The 25,022-nt window shown below is 47.0% G+C and carries 19 protein-coding genes and 1 riboswitch; of the genes, 5 read left to right on the top strand and 14 right to left on the bottom strand.

What is annotated here, in order from left to right:
• Window positions 1–75 precede the first annotated feature (75 nt).
• The 5 genes from H8R94_RS08100 to metK form a co-directional block, all read right to left on the bottom strand.
• Complete coding sequence (locus H8R94_RS08100) at window positions 76–1,053, bottom strand: AI-2E family transporter (protein ID WP_147403372.1); 978 nt, start codon at window positions 1,051–1,053, stop codon at window positions 76–78.
• Window positions 1,054–1,064: 11 nt separating this feature from the next.
• Window positions 1,065–1,721 carry an RluA family pseudouridine synthase gene (locus tag H8R94_RS08095; protein ID WP_118281481.1) on the bottom strand — a complete coding sequence of 219 codons (657 nt, stop codon included), beginning with the start codon at window positions 1,719–1,721 and terminating at the stop codon, window positions 1,065–1,067.
• 53 nt (window positions 1,722–1,774) lie between these two features.
• Entirely contained in the window at window positions 1,775–2,467 is a 693-nt protein-coding gene (locus H8R94_RS08090) for a response regulator transcription factor (RefSeq protein ID WP_118281480.1), read from the bottom strand.
• Window positions 2,460–3,587, bottom strand: a complete 1,128-nt coding sequence (locus H8R94_RS08085) for a sensor histidine kinase (RefSeq protein ID WP_118281479.1) — start codon at window positions 3,585–3,587, stop codon at window positions 2,460–2,462. Before H8R94_RS08085 ends, H8R94_RS08090 begins: the two co-directional genes overlap by 8 nt.
• 124 nt (window positions 3,588–3,711) lie before the next feature.
• Entirely contained in the window at window positions 3,712–4,893 is a 1,182-nt protein-coding gene (gene metK, locus H8R94_RS08080; RefSeq protein ID WP_118281478.1) for a methionine adenosyltransferase, read from the bottom strand.
• A 104-nt stretch (window positions 4,894–4,997) separates the two neighbouring features.
• A riboswitch (SAM riboswitch) is annotated at window positions 4,998–5,097 on the bottom strand.
• A gap of 292 nt (window positions 5,098–5,389) precedes the next feature.
• Between metK and H8R94_RS08075 the strand changes: the two genes are divergently transcribed.
• Complete coding sequence (locus H8R94_RS08075; protein WP_118281477.1) at window positions 5,390–6,583, top strand: HD-GYP domain-containing protein; 1,194 nt, start codon at window positions 5,390–5,392, stop codon at window positions 6,581–6,583.
• A gap of 74 nt (window positions 6,584–6,657) precedes the next feature.
• On the opposite strand, the gene H8R94_RS08070 is transcribed toward H8R94_RS08075, so the two are convergent.
• The 9 genes from H8R94_RS08070 to H8R94_RS08030 form a co-directional block, all read right to left on the bottom strand.
• Complete coding sequence (locus H8R94_RS08070; protein ID WP_186854361.1) at window positions 6,658–7,950, bottom strand: UDP-N-acetylglucosamine 1-carboxyvinyltransferase; 1,293 nt, start codon at window positions 7,948–7,950, stop codon at window positions 6,658–6,660.
• A gap of 123 nt (window positions 7,951–8,073) precedes the next feature.
• Window positions 8,074–9,828 carry an ABC transporter ATP-binding protein gene (locus H8R94_RS08065; RefSeq protein ID WP_186854360.1) on the bottom strand — a complete coding sequence of 585 codons (1,755 nt, stop codon included), beginning with the start codon at window positions 9,826–9,828 and terminating at the stop codon, window positions 8,074–8,076.
• Between the two features lie 18 nt (window positions 9,829–9,846).
• The gene (locus tag H8R94_RS08060) at window positions 9,847–11,583 is read right to left on the bottom strand and encodes an ABC transporter ATP-binding protein (RefSeq protein ID WP_186854359.1); all 1,737 of its coding nucleotides are present in this window, start codon (window positions 11,581–11,583) and stop codon (window positions 9,847–9,849) included.
• Between the two features lie 60 nt (window positions 11,584–11,643).
• Window positions 11,644–12,663 carry a peptidyl-prolyl cis-trans isomerase gene (locus H8R94_RS08055; RefSeq protein ID WP_118281473.1) on the bottom strand — a complete coding sequence of 340 codons (1,020 nt, stop codon included), beginning with the start codon at window positions 12,661–12,663 and terminating at the stop codon, window positions 11,644–11,646.
• A 94-nt stretch (window positions 12,664–12,757) separates the two neighbouring features.
• A complete protein-coding gene (mfd, locus tag H8R94_RS08050) occupies window positions 12,758–16,300 on the bottom strand; it encodes a transcription-repair coupling factor (protein WP_186854358.1) in 3,543 nt (1,180 codons plus the stop codon).
• Window positions 16,297–16,875, bottom strand: a complete 579-nt coding sequence (gene pth, locus H8R94_RS08045; protein ID WP_186854357.1) for an aminoacyl-tRNA hydrolase — start codon at window positions 16,873–16,875, stop codon at window positions 16,297–16,299. The genes mfd and pth overlap by 4 nt, the downstream gene beginning before the upstream one ends.
• Before the next feature lie 156 nt (window positions 16,876–17,031).
• Window positions 17,032–17,304, bottom strand: coding sequence for a septation regulator SpoVG (spoVG, locus tag H8R94_RS08040; RefSeq protein ID WP_118281470.1), 273 nt, complete (start codon window positions 17,302–17,304; stop codon window positions 17,032–17,034).
• A 3-nt stretch (window positions 17,305–17,307) separates the two neighbouring features.
• Complete coding sequence (gene glgD / locus H8R94_RS08035) at window positions 17,308–18,447, bottom strand: glucose-1-phosphate adenylyltransferase subunit GlgD (RefSeq protein ID WP_118281469.1); 1,140 nt, start codon at window positions 18,445–18,447, stop codon at window positions 17,308–17,310.
• Complete coding sequence (locus tag H8R94_RS08030) at window positions 18,444–19,718, bottom strand: glucose-1-phosphate adenylyltransferase (RefSeq protein WP_186854356.1); 1,275 nt, start codon at window positions 19,716–19,718, stop codon at window positions 18,444–18,446. Before H8R94_RS08030 ends, glgD begins: the two co-directional genes overlap by 4 nt.
• A 308-nt stretch (window positions 19,719–20,026) precedes the next feature.
• Between H8R94_RS08030 and murC the strand changes: the two genes are divergently transcribed.
• From murC to H8R94_RS08010, 4 genes are all read left to right on the top strand, one after another.
• A complete protein-coding gene (gene murC / locus H8R94_RS08025; RefSeq protein WP_186854355.1) occupies window positions 20,027–21,403 on the top strand; it encodes a UDP-N-acetylmuramate--L-alanine ligase in 1,377 nt (458 codons plus the stop codon).
• Window positions 21,404–21,616: 213 nt separating this feature from the next.
• On the top strand, window positions 21,617–22,747 hold the full coding sequence (locus tag H8R94_RS08020) for a DnaD domain protein (RefSeq protein WP_186854354.1): 1,131 nt from the start codon (window positions 21,617–21,619) through the stop codon (window positions 22,745–22,747).
• Between the two features lie 12 nt (window positions 22,748–22,759).
• Window positions 22,760–23,749 (top strand): ATP-binding protein, encoded by a 990-nt coding sequence (locus tag H8R94_RS08015; protein WP_186854353.1) that lies wholly within the window; start codon window positions 22,760–22,762, stop codon window positions 23,747–23,749.
• Window positions 23,750–23,771: 22 nt separating this feature from the next.
• Complete coding sequence (locus H8R94_RS08010; RefSeq protein ID WP_118281464.1) at window positions 23,772–24,953, top strand: ribose-phosphate pyrophosphokinase; 1,182 nt, start codon at window positions 23,772–23,774, stop codon at window positions 24,951–24,953.
• Window positions 24,954–25,022 lie beyond the last annotated feature (69 nt).

Raw genomic sequence — 25,022 nt, 5'->3', positions numbered from 1 at the left:
TCATCAATACCATTTATTCTAAAAAAATCCACAAGTCTTGTCAAGGCTTGACATCAGCGGACTTTGCCTTATTTTTTAGGTAAAACGGTAGATCTCCCAGATCAAAAATGCACTTGCCGGTCCTAAGATCACACCCCAGATCCCATAGATCTCCAGTCCCAGATAAATACATGCCAGAACAATGAGAGGATCAGCACCGACGCTCCTGCCGATGAGTTTTGGTTCCAGATACTGACGGAGCAGGCTGGTGCCCCCTGCCAAAAAAAGATAATAGATGCCAAGCCCAATCTTCTTTTGCAGGAACATGACGACCGCCCAGGGCAAAAAGATCAGTGATGTTCCGATAAAAGGCAGGGCATCACAAAAACCGATAAAAACGCCCACCAAAACCGCATAGGGGTTGCCCGTCAAGAGCAGGGCAACAATACAGATCGCCGTGATGATCAGCATGATGATCCCCTGGGCGCGCAGATAATCGCCGCCTACCACGGACAGATCTTTTGCCAGAGACACAACCACCTGCCCGAAGGTATTCTTTTTAATCTGCTCCTGTAAAAGGGCATAATCCTTGGTCATAAGGATGGTCGCCACCAAGGTCACCGCCAGAGCCACCATGCCGCCCAAGGTATCCTGCATGCCGCCGAAAGGTGACGCCACGTTGTCTACAAAATGGTCAAGCATCTGTTCTGTGTTAAATTTTGCCATGAGTTTTTCGTAGGCTTCCCCGAACAGACCGGACTCCTTTGCCCCCTCCCAATACAAGAGTTCTTCCCGCCGCCCCCACAGATCCATAAATTCCTTTACCAGATACCAGAGCAGCAGGCAGACACCGCCCACGATCAGGAGATTGCGCAGGATCAGAAGAGTCTTATGCTCTTTTTTCCTGCATGCCGACCGCCGAAAAGCGCCCGCCAGATAAAAGGCTACAAAAAAGGGAAGCACCATCGGCAGCAGCCACTTCATAAAGGCATATACCAAGAGGGTGATTCCCAGTAGTTTAATTGTATTTCTGATAAAATGATAATTCTGCTCCATAGGATCAGTATGTAGCAAATTCTTCCTTTTTATGCAAAGAAGTCACCGAACTCTCTGCCACGAGGCTTGATGGAAAAATCCATGCCCTCCTCGCTGACCGGATGCGTAAACTGCAGGCGGTAGGAGCAGAGACAAAGCGGTTCTCCGGTACGGCTGCCACCGTATTTGACATCGCCTAAGATCGGTGCCGTACGGCTTGCCAGTTGTACGCGGATCTGGTGGAAACGACCGGTATCCAGATGGATATCCAAGAGGCTGCGATCATCCAGACGCTTGACCACTTCATAGGAAAGGCGCGCTTTCTTTGCCCTTGGGTTACTTTCCGTAACCACCATGGCACGGTTCTTTCTCCCATCTTTTACAACATAATCTTCCAAAACGCCTGTCTCCGGTATATTCTCTCTGGTCACGATGGCGTAATAATATTTGGCAAACTGCCTTGCCTTTAATTCTTTGCCAAGAATGGCTGCTGCCGCCGCATTTTTTGCAAAGACCAATACTCCCTCGACCGGCTGATCCAGACGGTGGATCACCCCTACATAGTCGCTCTCGCCCTTTGCCACACGATAATTGCGGATCATGCTGACCATATCCGGCTCTGTCATCTTGGCGGTCTGCGTTGCGACCCCTGCCGGCTTATAGCAGACCAGCACATCCTCATCCTCAAATAATACCTCTAACTCCATACTTTCTCCTTCCGCGCCAAGCCGCTATGCCCCCATAGGCGGCTGCGCTTTCTTTATACCTTGAACCGATATCCCACGCCCCAGATCGTCTCGATGTATTGTGGTTTATTGGTATTCAATTCTATCTTTTCACGGATCTTCTTGATATGAACGGTGACCGTCGCGATGTCTCCGACCGAATCCATATCCCAGATCTCCTTGAACAATTCCTGCTTGCTAAAGACATGATTTGGATGCTCTGCCAGAAATGCCAGAAGTTCGAACTCCTTGGTCGTAAACTGTGTTTCCTCGCCCCGGATCCATACACGTCTTGCCGACTTGTCGATCTTGATATCACGGATCTGGAAGGTATCGCCTTGGGTCTGCTGATTGCTGCCCACCAGACGGTCATAGCGTGCCAGATGAGCCTTTACCCTTGCAACTAATTCGCTCGGTGAAAACGGCTTGGTGATATAGTCATCCGCGCCCAGTCCCAATCCACGGATCTTGTCGATATCCTCTTTCTTGGCAGAAACCATAAGGATCGGCGTATTCTTGACCTGACGGATCCTGCGGCAGATCTCAAAGCCATCCATATCCGGCAGCATGAGATCCAGCACAAAGATATCAAAATCTTCTGCTAGGGCACGCTCGCATCCCTTGACGCCATTCTCCTCGATCACGACCTCAAAATCCGATAACTCCAGATAGTCCTTTTCCAGTTCCGCGATCGCTAGTTCATCCTCGATAATAAGTACTCTACTCATTTGGTACCTCCTGATATTTTCGTAAAACAAAGTACATGACTGTACCTACATTCTCTTTGCTGGTTGCCCAGATTTTTCCACCATGATCCTCAATGATCTTTTTGACAATGGAAAGTCCGATACCGCTTCCGCCTGCCGCAGAATTGCGCGAAGCATCTGCCCGGTAAAAGCGGTCAAAAATATATGGCAGGTCTTTGTTGGAAATACCCTTGCCGTTGTCCTCGATCTCGACCTGGATAAAGTCGCCCACATCCTTGATCCGCATACTGATAAAGGACGGCTCCTCTGCCCGCATATACTTGATGGCATTGCCGATGATATTGTGGATGACCCTGCCAAGCTGCTCCGGGTCAGCAATCATCAGGGTATCTTCATCTACATAATTAAAGAAAGTCAGCTGCATGTGCTGATTTTCCAGATCCATTTCCAACTCTTCCATACAGTCGGTGAAGTAGTCCTTGACGTTTAGTTTGTGGAAATTGTATGGGATCTTATTGGTATCGATATTGCTGTATAAGGTCAGTTCATTGATGAGGGTGTTCATCTCATTTGCCTTGTTGTAGATGGTCTTTAGATAGCGTTCCTGCTTCTCCGGTGTGTCCGCCACCCCATCTAAGATCCCCTCCGAATAACCCTTGATCGCCGTGATCGGCGTCTTTAGGTCATGAGCGATATTGGAGATCAGCATACGGTGTTCCTGCTCCGCATCCAGTTTCTCCTGCGCATTCATCTGCAAGCGCTTGCGCATGGCCTCAAAACTCTCACTGAGTTCACTGATCTCATCATGTCCCTTGGTATCAATGGAAAAATCCAGATTGCCGTCCCGGATATTCTCTGCCGCCTTATTGAGTTGGCGCAGACGGGAAATGATACCGCTGTATGTCCAGATCACTAAGATCGCCGCTGTAAAAAAGAGGATCAGGATCACAGAGATCATAACATCGACCACCAGATTCTTAAAATCCGGCAAATGGGCGATATACTCATAACTGGTACTGGACCATTGGATGTTCAGCGTTGGCAAGATCGTATTGATGGCATATAGCCCTATGGCTGCCATGATAATCGGTACAAATATGATAATGCAAAAGGATATGACAAGTCGCGTCCGTAACTTCATAAACCATTCCATCCTTTATATAGAAAAAAGTCGTGGGATGTCTCATTCATCCCACGACTTCATTATATCACTTCATCCCCTCAAAAAAAGCATTCCATCAAAGTTTTATACTTTTTTTAGAATCTTAAAGATATTTTTTCAGATCTTCAACTTTGTCCAAAGCTTCCCAAGGAAGGTTCAGATCATTACGTCCAAAGTGACCATATGCTGCTGTCTGCTTGTAGATCGGTCTTCTCAGATCCAGCATCTTGATGATACCAGCCGGGCGAAGATCGAAATGATTACGAACGATCTCAACTAACTTCTCATCAGATAACTTGCCTGTACCGAAAGTATCTACCATGATAGATGTAGGCTGTGCAACACCGATCGCATAAGACAACTGGATCTCGCACCTGTCAGCCAGACCTGCTGCAACGATGTTCTTAGCAACATAACGTGCTGCATATGCTGCGGAACGGTCAACCTTTGTGCAGTCCTTTCCAGAGAAAGCACCGCCGCCGTGACGAGCCATTCCACCATATGTATCTACGATAATCTTACGTCCGGTAAGACCTGCATCACCGTGTGGTCCACCAATAACGAAACGTCCGGTCGGGTTGATGAAGAACTTTGTCTCATCATCTACCAGTTCAGCCGGCAGGATCGGGTCAAAGACATATTTCTTGATGTCTTCATGGATCTGTTCTTGTGTTACATCTTCGTCATGCTGTGTAGAAAGAACAACAGCCTCAAGTCTCTTTGGCTTACCAGCCTCATCATATTCTACAGAAACCTGTGTCTTTCCGTCTGGTCTTAAGTAAGAAAGTGTACCATCTTTACGTACCTTAGTAAGTTGAAGTGCCAACTTATGAGCCAAAGAAATCGGATAAGGCATGTAATCTTCTGTCTCGTTGGTAGCATAACCAAACATCATACCCTGATCTCCGGCACCGGTATCCAGATCATCTGTCAAAGAACCCTTCTTTGCCTCTAAAGCCTTATCAACACCCATAGCAATATCTGCTGACTGCTGGTCTAATGCAACCATAACAGCACAGGAATTGCCATCGATACCCTTCTTACCATCATCATAACCGATATCAAGAACCGTCTTACGAACGATTGCAGGAATATCAAGTTGTGCCTTTGTGGTTATCTCGCCTGTTACAAGTACAAATCCGGTACATGCTGCTGTCTCGCAGGCAACACGGCTCATCGGATCCTGTTCCATACAAGCATCTAAGATTGCATCTGATACAGCATCACAGACCTTGTCCGGATGTCCTTCTGTAACAGACTCTGAAGTAAATAATAATTTTTCCATTTTCTTCTTCCTTTCTGTATTACCCTTTGGTTCCTTTTTAACACCTCAAAAAAAGCATTAAAAAATCCGCCATAAGCGGATTTAATTGTCTAAGATAATCAAATCCCTTATTGTTCGAGTTACTCGCTCAGGTAGGCACCTTCCATCTTCCGGGGTTGCCGTGGTTTCATCGATCCTATGTATCTCCGCCACTCTGAATAAGAGAAAATACGATATGGAATTTTCAAATCTGTGACTTTCATCAGTGATGACTTTACACCCCATATGGGTATTTGTCAAGAAATCCCCCTATACAATTCCTGCATTTTGTAGTCGTCTCCTAGTCTTACCCCGCAATCTGTATATATTTGCCCATTTTGGCATTTTTCTTTAGCTTTCGACGTAAATCGTCAGAAAACTATTGCCAGATGGGAGATATTACATATATAATATCTCTGTGTGTATAATTTTCTTTCATTTACGAAGCAATTACACACCTTTGGGGGAAGAACATAATATGATAAAAGTAAGCGTAAACCGATTACAAGCCGGCATGGTCGTTGCCAAGCCGATCGTTACAAAAAGAGGACAGACCATCGCATCTGCCGGGGCCAGTCTGACATCACAGTTGATCGCCAAGTTATCCTTTTACCGGATCCAGACCGTTATGATCGATGAAAATTCGATCCCACAGGAGATCCGCGAACAGGCAGTCACACTGGAAGTTGCCGAGCCAAAGCCAGAGGCTCCTGCCCAAAAGCTGGTCGCAAAACCGGTCACAGAGCAAAAGACAGAGACTCCGCACCCGCAGGTCCATCCGCTCGAGACAACGTCGCATAGACAGCGCATACAGTCCACGCCGCAGTTTCAGGCATTTCAGACCTCTTATACACGCAATATGATCTCTCTGAAAGAGGATTTTGATCTCATCATTGCAGGACAGGTTGACGGTGCATGTGACCATCTTCTGTCCGAGGCAGCATCCTTATTTGCTTCCAAGACTTCCTTGGAACTTTTTGACATGATACATACCATGCGTTCTGTCGATGATTCCGTCTACGCCCATTCTTTGAATGTCGCTTTGATCTCCAGAGCCATCGGTAAATGGATGCAGTTCTCCAAGGAAGATTTGAACACCCTGACCTTGGCAGGGCTTTTACATGATATCGGCAAGACCCAGATCCCTTCTGAGATCTTAAATAAACAGGGCAAACTGACCGATGAGGAATTTGACATCATCCGTTCCCATGCCAAACTGGGACACAAGATCTTAAAGGACACCGACCTGGATCTTCGTATCAAGTTGGCAGCCTTACAACATCACGAACGTTATGACGGATCCGGTTATCCACGCGGTCTGGAATCCGATGAAATCGATACTTTTGCTTCCATCGTTGCCATCGCTGATGTATATGATGCCATGACGGCAGCACGCTCTTACCGTGCTCCCAAATGTGCTTTTCAGGTCATTGCCGCTTTTGAAGATGACGGTTTCCAGAAGTACAACCCAAAAGTCATCTTTACCTTTTTGCAGCGTGTGGCAGCCTGCTACAACAACAGCCGTGTCCTTTTAAGTGACGGCACCGCCGGACAGATCGTGTATCTCAACAAAAATACCTTATCCCGTCCGATCGTCGACACTGTCGAGCATGGCTTGATTGACTTATCCCAGTCTGCCAACAAGGATCTGTTCATCAAGGCAATCCTTTAACATTTCTTATAAAATCAAAAACGGCTATCTTTATCACATACATGACAAAGATAGCCGTCTTTTTATCTTTTGATCTAGGAAACCCGAAACATAAACTTCTGGATCTCTTTTTCGCAATTTGTCCGTTCGATCTGTGCGCCCAGACTGCGCAACTTGATCTCGAAATCCTCATAACCGCGCTGGATGAAATGAATATCTTCCACGATGGTAATGCCATCTGCTGCAAGCCCGGCGATCACAAGGGCTGCACCTGCACGCAGATCCGGTGCACTCACGCGCGCACCTGTGTATTCCTTAATGCCACGGATAATGGCAATATTGCTCTCCACCTTGATATCTGCTCCCATGCGGGAAAGTTCATCCACGTACTTGAAGCGGTTCTCAAAAATGCTCTCGGTAACGGTAGACGTACCATCTGCCATACCAAGCACAACCGTCATCTGCGGCTGCATATCTGTCGGAAATCCCGGATACGGAAGCGTCGTGATCTGGGTATGGGTCAAGCCCTTGTTGGCAACAATACGAACAGCATCATCAAATTCCTCGATCATACAGCCTGCCTCGATCAACTTGGCAGATGTAGCTTCCAAATGCTTTGGAATAACATTTTTGATCAGGACATCACCCTTGGTCGCTGCTGCCGCGCACATAAAGGTTCCCGCCTCGATCTGATCCGGAATGACAGAATAAGATGTCTTGTGTAACTTTTCCACACCTACGATACGGATCACATCCGTACCTGCACCACGTATATTGGCACCCATGCTGTTTAAGAAGTTGGCAACATCTACGACATGCGGCTCCTTAGCGGCATTTTCGATCACGGTCTTGCCCTCGGCAAGTGCCGCTGCCATAAGTACATTGATCGTAGCACCGACAGATACCTTATCCATGTAGATATGGCTGCCTACCAGATGGTCTGCCTTTGCAGAGATCAAGCCATAACTGATGTCCACATCAGCGCCCAGTGCCTTGAATCCTTTGACATGCAGGTCGATCGGTCGGCTGCCGATCACGCAACCACCCGGCAATGCTACTTCTGCTCTTTTGTATTTTCCAAGTAAGGCTCCCAGAAGATAATAGGAAGCACGGATCTTTTTGATGTATTCATAATCTACGTTCAACTGTCCGATGGTTGATCCGTTGATGCGCGCTGTGTGCCGGTCTACGCGCTCTACCACTGCGCCGATATCGCTCAAAGCATCCAGCATGATGTTGATATCCCGCACATCCGGCAGATTATCTATGGTCACTGTCTCATCCGTCATAATGGACGCTGCAAGAATTGCGAGCGCTGCATTCTTGGCACCACCGATCTCTACTTCCCCTACGATCGGATTTCCCCCCTTAATTACGAATTGTTCCATATAACACCTCGTTACTCATTTATTCCAAAGGCTCTCGCCTATATTTACCCATTGATAAAAGACATTATAGCACATACTACATCATATGCACCAGTAAATCTTGCGTCACTTGAAAAAGTCAATCTATTTGCCACATACAAACTGACTGCGATACAATTTCGCATAATATCCGTTCTTCTCCAACAATTCCTGATGATTTCCCTGTTCTAAGACCTTACCGTCCTGCATATAGAGGATCACATCTGCTTCGCGGATCGTGGAAAGTCTGTGTGCTACGACAAAGGTTGTTCTGCCTTCCATCATGGTCTGGAAAGCCTCCTGTATCTTCATCTCCGTACGCGTATCAATGGAAGATGTCGCCTCATCCAAGATCAGCATAGGCGGCAATGCCAGCATCAGGCGGGCAATACAAAGAAGTTGCTTTTCTCCCTGCGAAAGACTGCCGTCATCGCCCTTGATATAAGTATCATACCCATTTGGCAAACGTTTGATAAATTCATGCGCATGGGAAGTTCTGGCTGCCTGCACCATCTCTTCTTCTGTCGCATCCGGGTTGGCAAACAAAAGGTTTTCCCGGATAGTGCCCTCTTTCAGCCAGGTCTCCTGTAAAACCATGCCGAATTTTTCACGCAGGTTGGCACGCGAGATAGACCGGATATCGACACCATCAATGGTGATCTTGCCATGTGTCGTATCATAGAAGCGCATAAGCAGGTTGATAAGCGTCGTCTTACCGCTTCCGGTCGGTCCGACAATAGCAATACGCTGTCCCGGCTCTACGGTCAGATTTAAGTGCTCAATGAGCGGTTTGCTCGGATCATAGGAAAACGCCACGTCCTCAAATACGATCTTTCCTTCCACATCCGACAGATGATTTTCCCGGCTCTCCTCCACTGCCGGTGCATCAATGATCTCAAAAATACGCGCTGCGCAGGCAATGGCGTTCTGTAATTCCGTGACAACGCCGGAGATTTCATTGAAAGGCTTGGCATACTGGCTTGCATAGCCTAAGAAACTGGTCAGTCCACCGACCGTGATGCCGCCGAAGATCGCAAGAATGGCACCTGCGACACCCACACCACTGTAGATCAGACTGTTGACAAAACGTGTTGTCGGGTTGGTGATGGAAGAATAAAAAGTCGCCTTGAAGGAACTGTCTGCCAGGCGGTCATTCAAGACATCAAATTCCTCTTTTGCCTTCTCATTATAAGAAAAAGCAGATACAACCGACTGGTTTTCGATCATTTCATCTGCATATGCAGTCTGTTCGCCGCGGTGCTTCGCCTGCAACTGGAACATAGCATAAGTCCTGCTTGCGACAAACTTTGCCACCAGAAGGGATACCGGAGTCAGGGCAATAACTACCAATGCGATCGGCAGGCTGACACGCACCATAAAAAAGATCGTGCCCAGAATGGTCAGTACACCGGTAAACAACTGGGTAAATCCCATCAAAAGACCATCGGAAAAGACATCCGCATCCGTAGCGATACGACTCATATAATCACCATGGGAATGGGAATCAATATTTTTGATCGGCATGACTAACATCTTCTCGAAAGCCTTTTGCCGCATGTTTTTTGTAATGTCATAGGTAATGTAATTATTGATACGGTTCATAAGCCACTGGAAAAAGCAAGTACCCACGATCGCCAGTGCCATCTTTTCTAAAATCTGATACAGTCCATCCCATTGGATCTGCCCGCTGCCGATCATACAATCGACCGCCTTTCCCGTAAGTACCGGAACCAGCAGGGTGAAGATGACTGTCAGTACCGCACAGATCAGGCTGAGAACGATCTGTAAACGGTAGGTCTTTAATTCCACCAGAACACGTTTGATTACTTGAGATTGTTTGATTTCATTTTTTGTACTCATGATTGCTGACCCTTCCTCTTACGAGTTTTGCTCTTTTTCGTCTTTTGGAAACTGTGAATAGTATATTTCCTGATAAATGGCATTGTCCCGCAGCAGGTCTTCGTGTTTGCCCTTGCCTACGATACAGCCATCTTCCATGACTAAGATCTGATCCGCTTCCATCACAGAGGAAGCACGCTGCGATACGATAAAGGTCGTCGGATGCCAAGGCAGCCCGCGGATCGCCTTGCGCAGTGCTGCGTCCGTTGCCACATCCAGTGCAGAAGCCGAATCGTCCAGGACCAGGATCTTCGGCTGTCCCGCCAGGGCTCTGGCAATCATCAGTCTCTGTCTCTGTCCGCCGGAAAGATTTCTGGCATCCTGTAGGATCTCCTCATCCAGACCATGCTCTTTGCTTTCGATGACGTTGTCTGCCTGGGCTGCATGGACGGCTGTCGCGATCATATCATCTGTAATATCCTCCCGTCCGAAACGGATATTGTCCCGGATGCTTCCATGGAAAAGCACACCGCGCTGCGGTACCAGACCTACGATCTTTGTCAGTTCGTTTTCCTTGTAACTGCGTACATCCTTGCCGTAGATCAATACTTTTCCCTTGCTGGCATCATACATATGGTTGAGCAGGTGCAAAACGGTAGACTTACCGGAGCCGGTGCCGCCGATGATACCAACGGTTCCATGATCCGGCACCTTAAAATCAATATCCCGGATCGCCATCTCGCCCGCCTGCGGATAAGCAAAGGATACCTGCTCATAAGATACTGCATCCGCCTCCGACGCCTTTTGTGTCTCTGTCACATAAGTCCGCTCATCATATGGCATTTCCATGATCTGCTCCACTCTGGTAACCGAAGCGTAGGCACGCATAAGTACCACGATCAGGTTTGCCAATTTGATCAGTTCTACCAAAATCTGTGACATGTAGTTGACAAGTGCTACGACCTGTCCCTTGGCAAGGATCCCCATATCGACCTGGGTAGAGCCAAACCATATGACTGCCACAACACCAAGATTGACGATCACATAGGTGATCGGGTTCAGAAGTGCAGAAACCTTGCCGGCACGCATCTGGTCGGCATACAGGTCTTCTGTCTGCGTCCCAAATGCCTGCTTCTGCTGATCCTGATTACCAAAGGCACGGATCACACGGGCTCCCTCTAAGTTTTCACCGACTGCCAAAAAGACGCGTTCCATCTTCTTTTGGATCCGGCTAAAGATCGGCAGGGTCGACTTGGTGATACCATAGACGACCAGCCCTAAGAGGGCGATCACGATCACAAAGATCAGGGTCGACTTGACATCAACGATCAGTGCCATGATCATCGCACCAAACACGATAAACGGAGAGCGCAGGAAAAGACGCAGGAACATATTGATACCACTCTGTATCTGGTTGATATCCGATGTGATACGTGTTGTAAGTGCCGATGTTCCCACACTGCCATGGCTTGCCGCTGACATATCCATGATGCGGTGAAAAAGATCTGCACGCATCTTAGAAGCCGTGTAGATGGCTGCTTTTGCCGCAAAATACTGTGCCGTGATGGCAAATGCCAGACCCAAGATGGCAAACAAGGTCAAAAGCAGGCACATATGGATCACATAGTCCCTATCCCGGTTTGCGATTCCTACGTCGATAATGGATGCCATTACCAGCGGAACCAGGAGTTCAAAAATTGCCTCCAGCATCTTAAAGAGCGGTGCAAATATACTTTCTTTTTTATAATCTTTTAAATATTTTCCCAAGAACTTCATTTTCTATCCCTTACTTCAAAAAAAGCAAAAGCAAGGACTGCGCCTTGCTTTTGCCTGTCATTATTCTGCCGTTGTGTCTGCTGCCGTTACCTTTTCAAAGAAAGTATCGAACTGTACTTTCTTCCATTGCTTCTTATCGGTCGTCCAGGTAATTTCCTTTTTCCAGCCCTTCAAGACAGACTCTAAATAGTCACTGCGCTTTTTCTCCTCAAGCGTTGTCATCGCTTTTTGGGTTGCTTCTTCATCATACGCGCTATCTAAGCGGATGACATAGTAACCATCGTTTCCTACATCTACAACAGATGAGATCTGTCCCTCGGAAAGAGCATCTGCGGCTGCGATCACGGCTTCATCCAAAGAAGTGTCATCCTTTCCGTAGGATGCTGTCTTGATGGTCGCGCCCGCTGCCTCACCGTCTGTCTCCAGATCGGTTGAAGTCGTAAGGGCTTCTGCCTTTGCCTTTAATTCCTTTTTCTGGTCGTCGGTATAATATCCAGTATTGCCAGAGGAATCTTTATAAGTCACGGATCCGAAATAAGCATAAGTGATCGTGCGCTGTGCAGCCTCCTCCTCGGTCACTGTCACATCTGCCGACTCCTTGATGGCTTCGGATACCTTGGATGCGATCGTCTGATTAGTCAGATACTTTTCTACGATCTCCTCGGTCGCCGTCATAGCGTCCAGTGTATCTTCCGAATTGTTCTTGATAAATGCCTTAGCTGCCTTTTTGATGGACTTTTTCTCATCATCGGAAAGGGTCACATCATAATCAGAGGCATGCTGTTCCAAGAGGTAATCTTCCTTCATGGACTTCATGACATTTTTCTTGACGTTATCCTCAAGCGTCGTGCCATCATCTTCCTTTGTCCACATATCCGTACCCATATACTGTAAATATGTGGCATCATACAAGGACTGTGTATATCTGGCAACGAAATTGCCGTAACCCAGTGATATGCTGTCCTCTCCTTTATTGATATTTACAAGTGTTGCATCTGCATTCAGACCGCATCCGGAAAGCAGGGTCGCTCCCGCAAGCGTCAACGTCATTGCAGCAACAAGAATATTTCTTTTTTTCATACTGACTTTATCTCCTTGTTTTCGGCTTACCTTGCTATTATAGCCATTTTGCAGGTAAGGGGCAACCTCTAAACCTTTGAATATTTTGTGTCGCCTAATTCTCCGATTTTTGATTTAATGCCAAGCCCTGCAATTCTTTTACAAATGTCATGACCAGATCCGGCAGATCCTTGGGCTTGATCCTTGAATTTTTCTTGTAAAAATAATGGAAAGCCGGATGTTTGGCATCTGCCGTAAAGGTCACATAAGGTTTATTCTTCTCAATGACTGCCGGGATCCCGCTGGCATCGATCGCCGCGCGTTCAAAGAGGGTAAAAACGATCTCCTCCGGTCTTTGTACAATGTCTGTGACAAATGCCTTGTGAGCCTCCATACGGAGCATGGCAATAAACAAAAGGTTTTGCACAGACCGGGATGGTTCTCCGAAACGGTCGATCAACTCATCTAACATCTCATCGCGTCCTTCCTCGGAATCGATGAGTGCGATCCTCTTATAAAGATCCAGGCGCTGTTCCTCACTGGCAACATAAGTCTCCGGCAGATAGGCATCGATATCCAGATCAATCGTCGTGTCAAAGTGCTCCTCCACCATGCCGCCTTTTTCTTTTTTCACAGCCTCGCCCAGCATCTTACAGTAGAGGTCATAGCCGACCGCCGCCATGTGTCCGTGCTGTTCCTGTCCCAGAAGGTTGCCTGCCCCGCGGATCTCCAGATCCCGCATAGCGATCTTGAAGCCGCTTCCCAGATCCGTAAATTCCTTGATGGCAGCCAGACGTTTCTCTGCCACTTCTTTTAACATTTTGTCCCTTTTATACATCAAAAATGCATAGGCACTGCGATTACTTCTTCCCACACGACCGCGCAGCTGATACAACTGGGACAGTCCCAACTGGTCTGCATCATGGATGATAATAGTATTGACATTGGAAATATCCAACCCGATCTCTATGATAGTCGTTGATACCAGAACATCGATCTCCTGATTGATAAAGCCATACATGATCTTTTCCAGACGGCTCTCCGTCATCTTGCCATGCGCATATGCCACATTGGCTTCCGGCACCAGTTCTTCGATCTTTGCCGCAACATCCGCGATCTGCTTTACCCGGTTAAAGACATAGTAGACCTGCCCGCCACGCGCCATTTCACGGACGATGGCTTCCCGGATCATTTCTTCATTGTATTCAAAAACAAAAGTCTGGATGGGCTGGCGCTCCATAGGTGCCTCTTCCAAGACACTCATATCCCGGATGCCGATCAGGCTCATATGCAAGGTTCGCGGTATCGGTGTCGCTGATAAGGAGAGCACGTCGACCGTCTTTTTCATCTGCTTGATCTGCTCTTTGTGGTTGACACCAAAACGCTGTTCCTCGTCAATGATCAAAAGTCCCAGATCCTTATAGGAAACATCTTTGGAGAGCAGGCGGTGGGTTCCGATGACAATATCGATCTGTCCGGTCTTTAGACCTTCGATCGTCTTTTTCTGTTCTGCTGCACCGACAAAGCGGCAAAGCAGTCCAATATTGACCGGATAGTGGGACATACGCTTTAAAAAGGTATTGTAATGCTGCTGCGCCAGGATGGTCGTCGGCACCAGATAAACGACCTGCTTGCCGTCCTGCACTGCCTTAAAGGCTGCACGGATAGCGATCTCCGTCTTGCCATAGCCGACGTCCCCACAGATCAGGCGGTCCATGATCTTGCTGCTCATCATGTCCTGCTTGACTGCCGCGATCGCCTCCAACTGTCCGTCAGTCTCCTCGTAAGGGAAAGTTTCCTCAAATTCCTGCTGCCAGACGGTATCCGGTCCATAGACATAGCCCTGATTCTGCTCGCGCAGGGCATAAAGATCCACCAATTCCTTGGCAACCACGCCGACTGCTGCACGCACACGATTTTTGGTGTTGACCCAGTCCTGGGTTCCCAGTGTATTTAATTTTGGCTTTTTGCCATCCTGGCTGCCGTATTTTTGAATAGCATCCAACTGGGTCGCCGGAATATAGAGATTGCCGCCCTTGGCATAAGAAATCTTGATATAATCCTTGACGACCTTATCCACTTCGATCTTTTCAAATCCCTGATAGATACCCAAGCCATGATTTTCATGAACAACATAGTCCCCAATCGTCAGATCTGACAGACCGGCGATCTGTTCCCCCTCATATTTGCGGGTTTTCTTCTTTTTCCGCCGTGCCCTGCTGCCAAAAATGTCCTGCTCCGACAAAATGACAAAAGATGACTCCGGGAACTCATAGCCCCGCGCCAGATTTCCCACAGATACCATAATCTCACCCGGATAGATTTCATGGTCGTAGTCTTCCGAGAAAAAGGCATTCAGATCCTGATCCATGAGGTTTTCTGCCAGATGATTACCACGGGTCCGCGATGGGCTGAGCAAAAGGATACGGTATTTGCGGTCTTTAAATCTTTTCAGGTCTTTGACCAGAAGTTCAAACTGATTGTTGTAGGCGCCCACAGAGACCGCACGCACGCCGGTATGCCCTGCAATGGAAAGCAGTCCCTCGCGGCTATCCAAAGTTGACAAGACCACACCCGGATGTTTTTGCAGCATAGCAAAGACGCTCTTGGTAGTCAGCAGCATTTCCAGTTGTCCCGGCAGGCAGTAGCCCTTTTCCAGACGGCTGGTCATACTGTCCGAAAACTCCTGTTCAATAACCTTTCCCTTTTCGTCCAGATGCACCAGTTCATCTAAAAAGACCAGAGTCTCCGGCGGAAAATAGGAAAGCAGACTTTCCGTCTGGCTGACAAAGTAATTCAGATGTGTCTCCAGACCAAGCCCCAGTCCCCATTCTCTGGTCTCGGTCGCCAGTTGTTCCACTCCGGTCTTGATCCGGTGTGCTTCTTCCGTGCGCATCAGACTGCGATACTTCTGATACAGTTCTTCCGCATCCGCCTCCATACGCTTTAGACCGGTCTCGATCTCCTCCTGGGTCAGCACAAGTTCCATCGCCGGATAGACCGTCACATGTTCTACAGAGTCGATGGACTTTTGCGTTGCGACATCAAAATAACGGAGCGAATCGATCTCATCGCCCCACAACTCCATACGGATGGGATGTTCTTCTGTCAAAGGAAAGATATCCACGATCCCTCCACGCACGGCAAACTCTCCCGGATGTTCCACCTGGGTCACATTTTCATAGCCCAGCATGACCAGTTTCTTTCGCATTTCATCCAGATCCACCGTCTCTTCCAGATCAATGGTAAAAATGCCCCGTTCATAAGAGGAAAGGGGCGGCACACGGTTCATCAGGGCATCCATAGTCGTTACGACCGTGACCGGTCTATGCTCAATGAGTGCCTGTACGACAGAAAGACGCTCTCTGGTAAGAGCGTTGCTGTGAATGTCCGACTGATAAAAGAGCAGATCTCTTGCCGGATAATACAGAGTGTTTTCATCAAAAAACTGATAACCCTCATAGATCTGCTTTGCCCGCATCTCGTCAAAGGTAACGATCAGTTTGATCGGCACATCATAACCGATGCCATAGATCAGATGCGGTTTCAGACTGTCGATCAGCCCCGACACCTCGTAGATGCGTTTATCTTTTTTTAGATGTTCCCGCAGTTCCTCGATCTGCGGCATCTCCTCAAAAGGTTTTAAAAATGTTTTCATGATACTTCCACTTTTCCATTATAGCGGCTCATCGCCTTATCCACGTCTTCCGACAAGATACAGTCGATCGCCTGCGCCGCGCGCTCATAGGACAATTCCACCAGACGTCTGTCCTCCAGTGCAAAACGTCCCAGCACATGTGCGATCATATCTCCGTTTGGCGGCAATTTGCCTACACCGATGCGCACGCGCATAAATTCCTCGGTATGACAGTGGGCGATGATATTCTTCAAGCCGTTGTGACCGCCCGCACTTCCTTTTTTGCGGATACGCAAGGTTCCCGGATCCAGTGCCACATCATCTGAGATCACGATCAGATCCTGTGCCGGATCCAACTTGTAAAAATGCAGGATATCGCCCACACTCTCGCCACTTAAATTCATAAAGGTCTGCGGTTTGACCAGAATGACCGCCTGTCCTGCGATCCTGCCCTTTCCGATCAGAGCTTTGTGTTTTCGTTCCGTCACAGAAATACCATTCTGTTCTGCCAATAAGTCTATGACATCAAAGCCAACATTATGTCTGGTTCTTGCATATTTATCTCCCGGATTTCCCAATCCAACTATTACATACATACGATCATCCTCATTTCCTGCCTGATAACGTGATTTCTACTGATATACAATTTAGCTGACCGTGCCAAAAATTGCAAGATGACAAAAATACAAAAACGCAGGTCAAGGCTGCCCTCGACCTGCGTTCATCCCCATATACATTCCTATGCGGATCTTCTATACTGCTTCGCTATGTAACAACTCCTCGTTGTACTTTTGCAAGATCAGATTCTGAATCAGTTCTCTCGTAGAGGACTTGATCGGATGGGCAATGTCTTTGTACTCGCCCTCAGCTGTCTTGCGGCTTGGCATGGCGATAAACATGCCTTTTTCGCCCTCAATGATCTTGATATCATGGATCACAAATTCCTCGTCGATCGTAATGGATACCACAGCCTTCATCTTGCCTTCTTTTTCAATCTTACGAATTCGTACATCTGTAATCTGCATATCTTACCCCTCCCCATTTGCCTGGTGTGCTTCGTAACGTTTTTTCTTTTCGGAAACGATCCTGATCTGACCTTCACCGACATACTTGCTGCCACTCAGCAGGGTCTCCGAACTCTCCACAATACAATTCTCAATATATACATTGTCACCGATATAGGCTCCATTCATAATGATGGAGTTCTTGATGACACTGTTGTTGCCCACAAAGACTTTCTTGAACAGTACGGAATCCTCCACTGTACTGTTAATGATACAGCCACTCGCGATCAGACTGTTGCTGACCTTGGAGCCTGCATTGTATTTGGCTGGCGGCAGATCATATGCCTTGGAGTAGATCTGCGGTTCCTGATGGAAGAAGTAATCGCGGATATCCTTTTTCAAAAAGTCCATATTGGTGCGATAGTAACTCTCCACAGATGCGATATTGCTCCAATAACCGTCCAGCATGTATCCATAGATCTTTTTCAAGCCCTTCTGGCGGATCAAGACATCGGTAACGAAATTGTAACGTCCCTCCTCATTACTCTGCTCTAACAACTCGATCAGGGTTCTGCGGCGGATCACATAAACACCGGTAGATACGATATCGGAGTCTGCAACCATAGGCTTTTCGTCAAACTCCATGATCCTGCCTTCCATATCCAGCTTGACCAGGCCGAAACGCTTTGGATCTTCCCACTCCGGCAGTTTTGCACAGACAACGGTAATGTCTGACTGCTTTGCGATGTGATATTCCAGGATCTCATTGAAATCCATCTTGGATACACAATCACCGCTGGCGATGACTACATATGGCTCATGGCGTTTCTTGAGGAAATCAATATTCTGCCACATAGCATCTGCCGTGCCGCGATACCACCAAGAGTTGTCTGAAGTGACGGTCGGTGTAAAGAGGAAAAGTCCTCCCTGTTTTCTACCAAAATTCCACCACTTAGAGGAATTGAGATGCTCATTCAAAGACCGGGCATTATACTGGCTCAGGACTGCCACCGTCTGAATGTTGGAATTGGTCATGTTACTGAGTACAAAATCAATACAGCGATAACTGCATGCTACCGACATTGCAGAAATGGCTCTCTTTTCTGAAAGGTTCTGCATTCTGCTGCTATTGCCGCCCGCTAAAATAATTCCTAATGCTTTCATGATGTTTCACCTGCCTTAATGATGTATCCGCCGCTTGGAAGTGCTGCGTCCGGATAATCGTCCATTGTTGTCTTACCCTTGATGGCTGTATTCTTTCCGATCTTTACATGCGGCGGAATCACAGAATGTTCCCCGATCGTCGCCAGTCCAAAGGCATAGATCTTTGCATTTAACTTGCTCTCGGCTTCTTCTCCCACACCGATCTCATCGCCCTCACCGATCGTACAGTTCTCTGCGATGATCGCCTTTTCCACATAGGCGTCCCTACCGATATAGGTATTTTTCATGATGATGGAATCCTTTAACACGGCTCCCTCTTCTACGGTAACGCCGGCACCAAGCACACAGTTGGATACCTGTCCGTAAATCTGCGCTCCTGCACCGATGATCGAGCGTTCCACCACTGCATCCTTTGCAATGTACTGTGGCTCGATGATGTCCTGCTTGGTGTAGATCTTCCAATATTCTTCATATAAGTTGAACTCCGGGATCAGATCGATCAATTCCATATTGGCTTCCCAATAAGATCCAAGTGTTCCGACATCTTTCCAATAATCATTAAATTCATATGCAAACAGTCGCTTGCCGCCCTCATGACAATAAGGAATGATGTGCTTGCCAAAATCACAGTTGCACTGATCTTTCATGGCGATCAAAGAATCCCGTAAGACCGGCCAACTAAATATGTAGATACCCATAGATGCCAGATTGCTTCTCGGATGCTCCGGCTTTTCCTCAAACTCTGTGATCTGCTTATCCTCGTCCGTCAAGACAACACCAAAGCGGCTTGCCTCCTCCATAGGAACCGGTATGGCTGCGATCGTCACATCCGCATTCTTTTGCTTGTGGAAATCCAGCATAGCCTCATAATCCATCTTGTAAATATGATCGCCGGATAAGATCAGAACATATTCCGGATTGTAACGCTCCATGTATTTGAGGTTCTGGTAAATGGCATTTGCCGTTCCTGTGTACCATTCACTCGTATCGCTCCTCTCATATGGCGGCAGCACTGCCACGCCACCATTGTTACGATCCAGATCCCACGGAATACCGATACCGATATGTGAATTCAGCACCAACGGCTGGTACTGGGTCAAAACACCAACGGTATCAATCCCCGAATTGATACAATTACTCAGCGGAAAATCAATTATGCGGTACTTCCCCCCAAAGGACACCGCAGGTTTTGCCACGTCAGAAGTCAGCACTCCTAATCTGCTTCCTTGTCCACCTGCCAGAAGCATGGCAATCATCTCTTTGCGAATCATAGTCTGTCACCTCACGTCTTTCCTCATGTCTGTCAGCTCACTTTATAGCCTTCCCTAAACTACAGGTGTAATTTGTATATAAAGTATAGCATATTGACTATTTTTTCTGCAACAATATTCCTAAATTCTTGTAATTTTCTGAAATTTTTTGGATAATTTATACAATTACAGGAACATCATTCCATATATCTCTCCTAAAATATGTTGATCCTGTCAAAAAAATGATAGGTTGTTGCAAATTAAAGAGAGAAAGTTATAATATAAGAGCAATATAAATAAGAAATCAAAGAAAACGGACGGTCAAAATTATGTATACAATAGATTTTTCAAAACCAACTTCAGTACACTTTATCGGTATCGGCGGTATCAGCATGAGCGGACTTGCAGAGATCCTTTTAAAAGAGGGCTTTCGTGTATCCGGTTCTGACAGCAAGGAGTCTCCTCTAACTCAGCATCTGACAGAACTGGGCGCACAGATCGCTTATCCGCAGGCGGCTGCCAATATCCCGGACGATACCAAGATCATCGTCTACACGGCTGCCATCCATCCGGACAATCCGGAGTTTATCCGCGCCAAGGAATTAGACGTGCCTATGCTGACACGCGCGCAGTTACTCGGACAGATCATGGCTCACTATGCCCGCTCGATCGCGGTTGCCGGAACCCATGGCAAGACAACAACGACCTCTATGATCAGTCAGGTACTCCTGTGTGGACAGGAAGATCCTACGATCTCTGTCGGCGGTATCCTAAAGGCGATCGGCAGCAACATCCATGTTGGCAACTCTGACCTCTTTATCACAGAGGCATGCGAGTACACCAACAGTTACCACTCTTTCTTCCCGAAATACAGCATTATTTTAAATATAGAAGCAGAACATCTGGATTTCTTCAAAGATCTGGCAGATGTGCGTTCCTCTTTCCACAAGTTTGCAGGCAATACCAAGGCAGACGGTGCTTTGATCATCAACGGTGAGATCCCGGACTATCAGGAGATCACAGAAGGTCTTTCCTGCCAGGTCATCACCTTTGGCTTTACCGATGCCTGTGATTATTATCCAAAGGACATTACTTATAATGAACTGGGTTGTGCCACTTTTACACCGGTACACAAGGGCGAGGATCTTCCTCGCGTGGCCCTTTCCGTTCCGGGTCTGCACAATGTCGGCAATGCCCTTTCCTGCATCGCGCTTTGTCAGGATATGGATCTTCCTTGGGAGCAGATTGCAGAAGGACTGCATCGTTTCGGTGGTGCTGACCGTCGTTTCCAGTACAAAGGCAAATTCCATGGAGCGACCGTCATTGACGACTATGCACATCATCCGACAGAGATCCGCGCATCTTTGAGTGCAGCGCAGAACTATCCGCACGAGCGTATCATCTGCGTATTCCAGCCGCATACCTATACACGTACCAAGGCATTCTTATCTGATTTTGCAGATGCACTTTCCCTTGCAGATGTAGTCGTACTGGCTGATATCTATGCTGCAAGAGAGCAGGACATTTACGGCGTAAGTTCCAAGGATATCCTGCGCCTGCTGGAAGAAAAACAGGTAGAAGCCTATTACTTCCCTTCTTTTGCGGAGATCGAGGACTTTTTAAGAGAAAAATGTATGAACGGCGATTTGTTGATAACTATGGGTGCCGGAAACGTTGTAAATATTGGAGAAGACCTCTTAAAATAAGAGTTATCCACATAATCCACAATTTTTGTGGGTAAGTTATCCCCACAGAATTGTGGATTATTTATGCCCTTAAGCCCGCTCTTTTTTGTACTTATCCACAAAAGTCAAGTTCCCGCCAACCCTTGATTTTACTGGATTTGTGGATTACTTTTTTCTTCTCAACCCATATTTTATATGCTATAATTCTGATTGCTAATGAAGAGAGGTTATGATATGACAGACATACAGATACATGTTGCCACAAGTCATCAATCCACTTGTGTGTCAAATACATTTATAGATTGTTTTATGCCGGATGCCAGCGGCGAGTTCGTAAAGATCTATCTTTACCTGCTTCGGGTACTTTCCTCAGGTGACAGACACTTTAATCCTTCTGCCATGGCGGACAAGTTCCACTACACGGAAAATGACATCCGCCGCGGACTTTCCTATTGGGAACAGATGCATTTATTGCAATTAGAATACAACGATGCCAATCAACTGACAGGCATCTGTCTTTTAGAACCGGGACAGGATGAGCATAAGGCTTCTGCGCCTACAGAGTCCTCTGCCACCATCAAGATGATGCTGCTTCCTTCTGACAGACAGGACAAGTCTGCGGCAGACCTAAATGTGCATCAGCCTAAGACAGAGGAAAAGGCTTTGCAGATCCCACCGGACGAGCCACGCCACTATTCGCCACGTCAGATCGCCGCTTTCAAAAAGCAGGATGATGTTGCCGAACTCCTCTATATCTCAGAGCGTTATGTCGGACATCCGCTCAACCTGACCGAAGTAGAAAAAATCCTCTTTTGGGCAGAAGAATTGCATTTTCCGGTTGATATGATCGAGTATCTTGTGGAATGCTGTGTAGAGAAGGGACATCCAAACTTCCATTATATGAACAAGGTTGCCCTGAATTGGAAGGAAAGTGGGATCTCCTCTTTGCAGGAAGCCAAGGATTCCACCAATATCCATTCACAGTCTTACTATGCGATCATGAAAGCTTTTGGTATTTCCGGTCGTAATCTGACCGAGCGCGAGACTGCTTTTATCAACAAATGGACAAGTTCTTACGGCTTTTCGCTGGATATCATCCGCGAAGCCTGTGAGCGCACGATCCGCAACACCGGCAAAGTCAATTTTGAATACGCCGACTCCATTCTGGGCAGTTGGAGCAAAAAGGGCATCCGCCAGTTGGATGACATCGCCCGCTTAGACGAGGCATTCGCTTCCGCCAAGCAGGCAAAGGTGGCTTCCGCTCCGGTCGCACGCACCAAGACCAACCGCTTCCACAATTTTGAACAGCGTCAATATGATGACGACTATTACGAAGCATTAGAACAACAATTACTGCGAAAGTAGAAGGATGGATCCATGGCACTGACCAATGCACAATATGACTCGCTCATGCGGGAATACAACAATAAACAAATGCGCAATCACCAGATCGTGATACAGCGTGAAGAAGAACTCTACCGGGCAGTTCCGGAATTGTCCCGATTGGATGATGAGGTCAGCCGCTTATCGGTTGAGAGCATAGACAGGCTTTTAAATGGCGATGCTGCCGGCTCTGCCGCCCTCAAGGAGAAGTTAGGCGATATCCGCAAGCAGCGTGAAACTCTTATCCAAGAGCATGGATATCCTCTGGATTATCTGACACCGCCATATGATTGTCCGCTTTGTCAGGATACCGGCTTTGTGGATGGCAAACGCTGTCGCTGTTTTGTGCAGGCATCCATTGATCTGGTCTACTCCCAGTCTCATTTAGACGACATTTTAGACCAGGAGAACTTCGACGTTTTCTCTTTCGACTACTACTCCAAAGACATCGTAGATGCCAAGTCCGGGCGGTCTTCTTTGGATTTTGCTAAGGATGCTTATGAAACAGCACAAAATTTTGTGCAGAATTTTTCTACAGAAGGTGGTAGTCTACTTCTGTATGGCGATACGGGGACAGGCAAGACCTTTCTTTCCAACTGTATCGCTAAGTCTCTGTTAGATCAGGGACATTCTGTGATTTATTTTACAGCCTTCCAGTTTTTCGATATCTTTGAAAAAGATGTCTTCCAGAAAGATGAAGACGCAATGGAGGCTCATGAGCAAATATTCCAATGTGACTTGCTGATCATTGACGATCTGGGTACGGAATTTTCCAATTCCTTTACGACATCCCAGTTATTCCTATGTTTAAATGAGAGACTATTGCGTGGCAAATCCACTGTGATCTCCACCAATCTTTCCATGAAACAACTGCGTGAGATCTACTCAGAACGTACATCTTCCCGCATTTTCAGCAATTATCAACCTTGTAAACTTTTTGGTGACGATATTCGCATCAAGAAAAAATTATCCAATAAATCATAACAAACAAAGGAGTAAAAGATTCATGCCAAACGAAGAAATCTGCTTAAAAGAAAGCACACCTGTAGGTACTTTGGGTATCATCCCACTGGAGAGTTGTAAGGAACTCGGTGCCAAAGTCAACAATTACCTGGTGAATTGGAGACAGGATCGCGATGCTGAGCATTACGATCACATCACACTTGCCGGATACAAGAGTGATTCTTACATTGTAAAGGCTGCTGTTCCGAGATTCGGTTCCGGCGAGGCCAAGGGTTCCATCTTACAGTCTGTCCGTGGACTGGACATCTTTTTGATCGTTGATGTAACCAACTACAGCCTGACCTATTCTCTCTGTGGTCAGACCAATCACATGTCACCGGATGATCACTATTCTGACTTAAAGCGTATCATCGCTGCTATCGAAGGTAAGGCAAAGAGAATTACCGTTATCATGCCATTCCTCTATGAGAGTCGTCAGCATAAGCGTTCTTCCCGTGAGTCCCTCGACTGTGCTATCGCATTGCAGGAACTGATCAACATGGGTGTTGACAATATCATTACCTTTGATGCACATGATCCTCGTGTGCAGAACGCTATCCCGCTTCATGGATTTGAGACAGTACAGCCTGCATACCAGTTTATCAAGAACATCTTAAAGAACGTCAAGGATATCCAGATCGACAACGACCACCTAATGATCATCAGCCCGGATGAAGGTGGTACCAACCGTGCCGTTTACATGGCTGGCGTGCTTGGTGTAGATATGGGCATGTTCTACAAGAGACGTGATTACAGCATGATCGTAGACGGACGTAACCCAATCGTTGCTCATGAATTCCTGGGATCTTCCGTAGAAGGAAAGGACGTCATCATCGTTGATGATATGATCTCTTCCGGCGAGAGTATGATCGATGTAGCAACCGAATTAAAGAAGCGTAAAGCAAAGAGAATCTTCGTTGTGGCAACCTTTGGTCTTTTCACCAATGGTCTGGAGAAATTCGATGAAGCCGTAGAAAAAGGCATCATCTATCGTGTTGTAACTACAAACCTGACCTATCAGACACCGGAACTTTTGAGCCGTCCTTACTATATCAACTGCGATATGAGCAAGTACATCGCTTATATCATTGATACTTTGAACCATGACTGCTCTATCTCCGGATTGTTAGATCCATACGAGCGTATCCACAAGGTCGTAAACAAATACAACAATGGCGAACTGTAAGATTCGTCCTTATAAGGCAAATAAAGAGGGCATCCCGGATATGGGATGCCTTCTTTTTGTCTGCATTTA

The sequence above is a fragment of the Roseburia lenta genome (genome assembly GCF_014287435.1).
In the GTDB taxonomy this organism is placed as follows: domain Bacteria; phylum Bacillota; class Clostridia; order Lachnospirales; family Lachnospiraceae; genus Pararoseburia; species Pararoseburia lenta.
Note: the sequence above shows the minus strand (reverse complement) of the source record. Positions and strands in the feature narration are given on the sequence as shown.

Excerpts from the sequence above, each read along its gene's own strand:
- H8R94_RS08095 (WP_118281481.1), bottom strand. The coding sequence starts at position 1,721 with ATGGAGTTAGAGGTATTATTTGAGGATGAGGATGTGCTGGTCTGCTAT.
- H8R94_RS08090 (WP_118281480.1), bottom strand. The coding sequence starts at position 2,467 with ATGAGTAGAGTACTTATTATCGAGGATGAACTAGCGATCGCGGAACTG.
- H8R94_RS08085 (WP_118281479.1), bottom strand. The coding sequence starts at position 3,587 with ATGAAGTTACGGACGCGACTTGTCATATCCTTTTGCATTATCATATTT.
- metK (WP_118281478.1), bottom strand. The coding sequence starts at position 4,893 with ATGGAAAAATTATTATTTACTTCAGAGTCTGTTACAGAAGGACATCCG.
- H8R94_RS08075 (WP_118281477.1), top strand. The coding sequence starts at position 5,390 with ATGATAAAAGTAAGCGTAAACCGATTACAAGCCGGCATGGTCGTTGCC.
- H8R94_RS08070 (WP_186854361.1), bottom strand. The coding sequence starts at position 7,950 with ATGGAACAATTCGTAATTAAGGGGGGAAATCCGATCGTAGGGGAAGTA.
- H8R94_RS08065 (WP_186854360.1), bottom strand. The coding sequence starts at position 9,828 with ATGAGTACAAAAAATGAAATCAAACAATCTCAAGTAATCAAACGTGTT.
- H8R94_RS08060 (WP_186854359.1), bottom strand. The coding sequence starts at position 11,583 with ATGAAGTTCTTGGGAAAATATTTAAAAGATTATAAAAAAGAAAGTATA.
- H8R94_RS08055 (WP_118281473.1), bottom strand. The coding sequence starts at position 12,663 with ATGAAAAAAAGAAATATTCTTGTTGCTGCAATGACGTTGACGCTTGCG.
- mfd (WP_186854358.1), bottom strand. The coding sequence starts at position 16,300 with ATGAAAACATTTTTAAAACCTTTTGAGGAGATGCCGCAGATCGAGGAA.
- pth (WP_186854357.1), bottom strand. The coding sequence starts at position 16,875 with ATGTATGTAATAGTTGGATTGGGAAATCCGGGAGATAAATATGCAAGA.
- spoVG (WP_118281470.1), bottom strand. The coding sequence starts at position 17,304 with ATGCAGATTACAGATGTACGAATTCGTAAGATTGAAAAAGAAGGCAAG.
- glgD (WP_118281469.1), bottom strand. The coding sequence starts at position 18,447 with ATGAAAGCATTAGGAATTATTTTAGCGGGCGGCAATAGCAGCAGAATG.
- H8R94_RS08030 (WP_186854356.1), bottom strand. The coding sequence starts at position 19,718 with ATGATTCGCAAAGAGATGATTGCCATGCTTCTGGCAGGTGGACAAGGA.
- murC (WP_186854355.1), top strand. The coding sequence starts at position 20,027 with ATGTATACAATAGATTTTTCAAAACCAACTTCAGTACACTTTATCGGT.
- H8R94_RS08020 (WP_186854354.1), top strand. The coding sequence starts at position 21,617 with ATGACAGACATACAGATACATGTTGCCACAAGTCATCAATCCACTTGT.
- H8R94_RS08015 (WP_186854353.1), top strand. The coding sequence starts at position 22,760 with ATGGCACTGACCAATGCACAATATGACTCGCTCATGCGGGAATACAAC.
- H8R94_RS08010 (WP_118281464.1), top strand. The coding sequence starts at position 23,772 with ATGCCAAACGAAGAAATCTGCTTAAAAGAAAGCACACCTGTAGGTACT.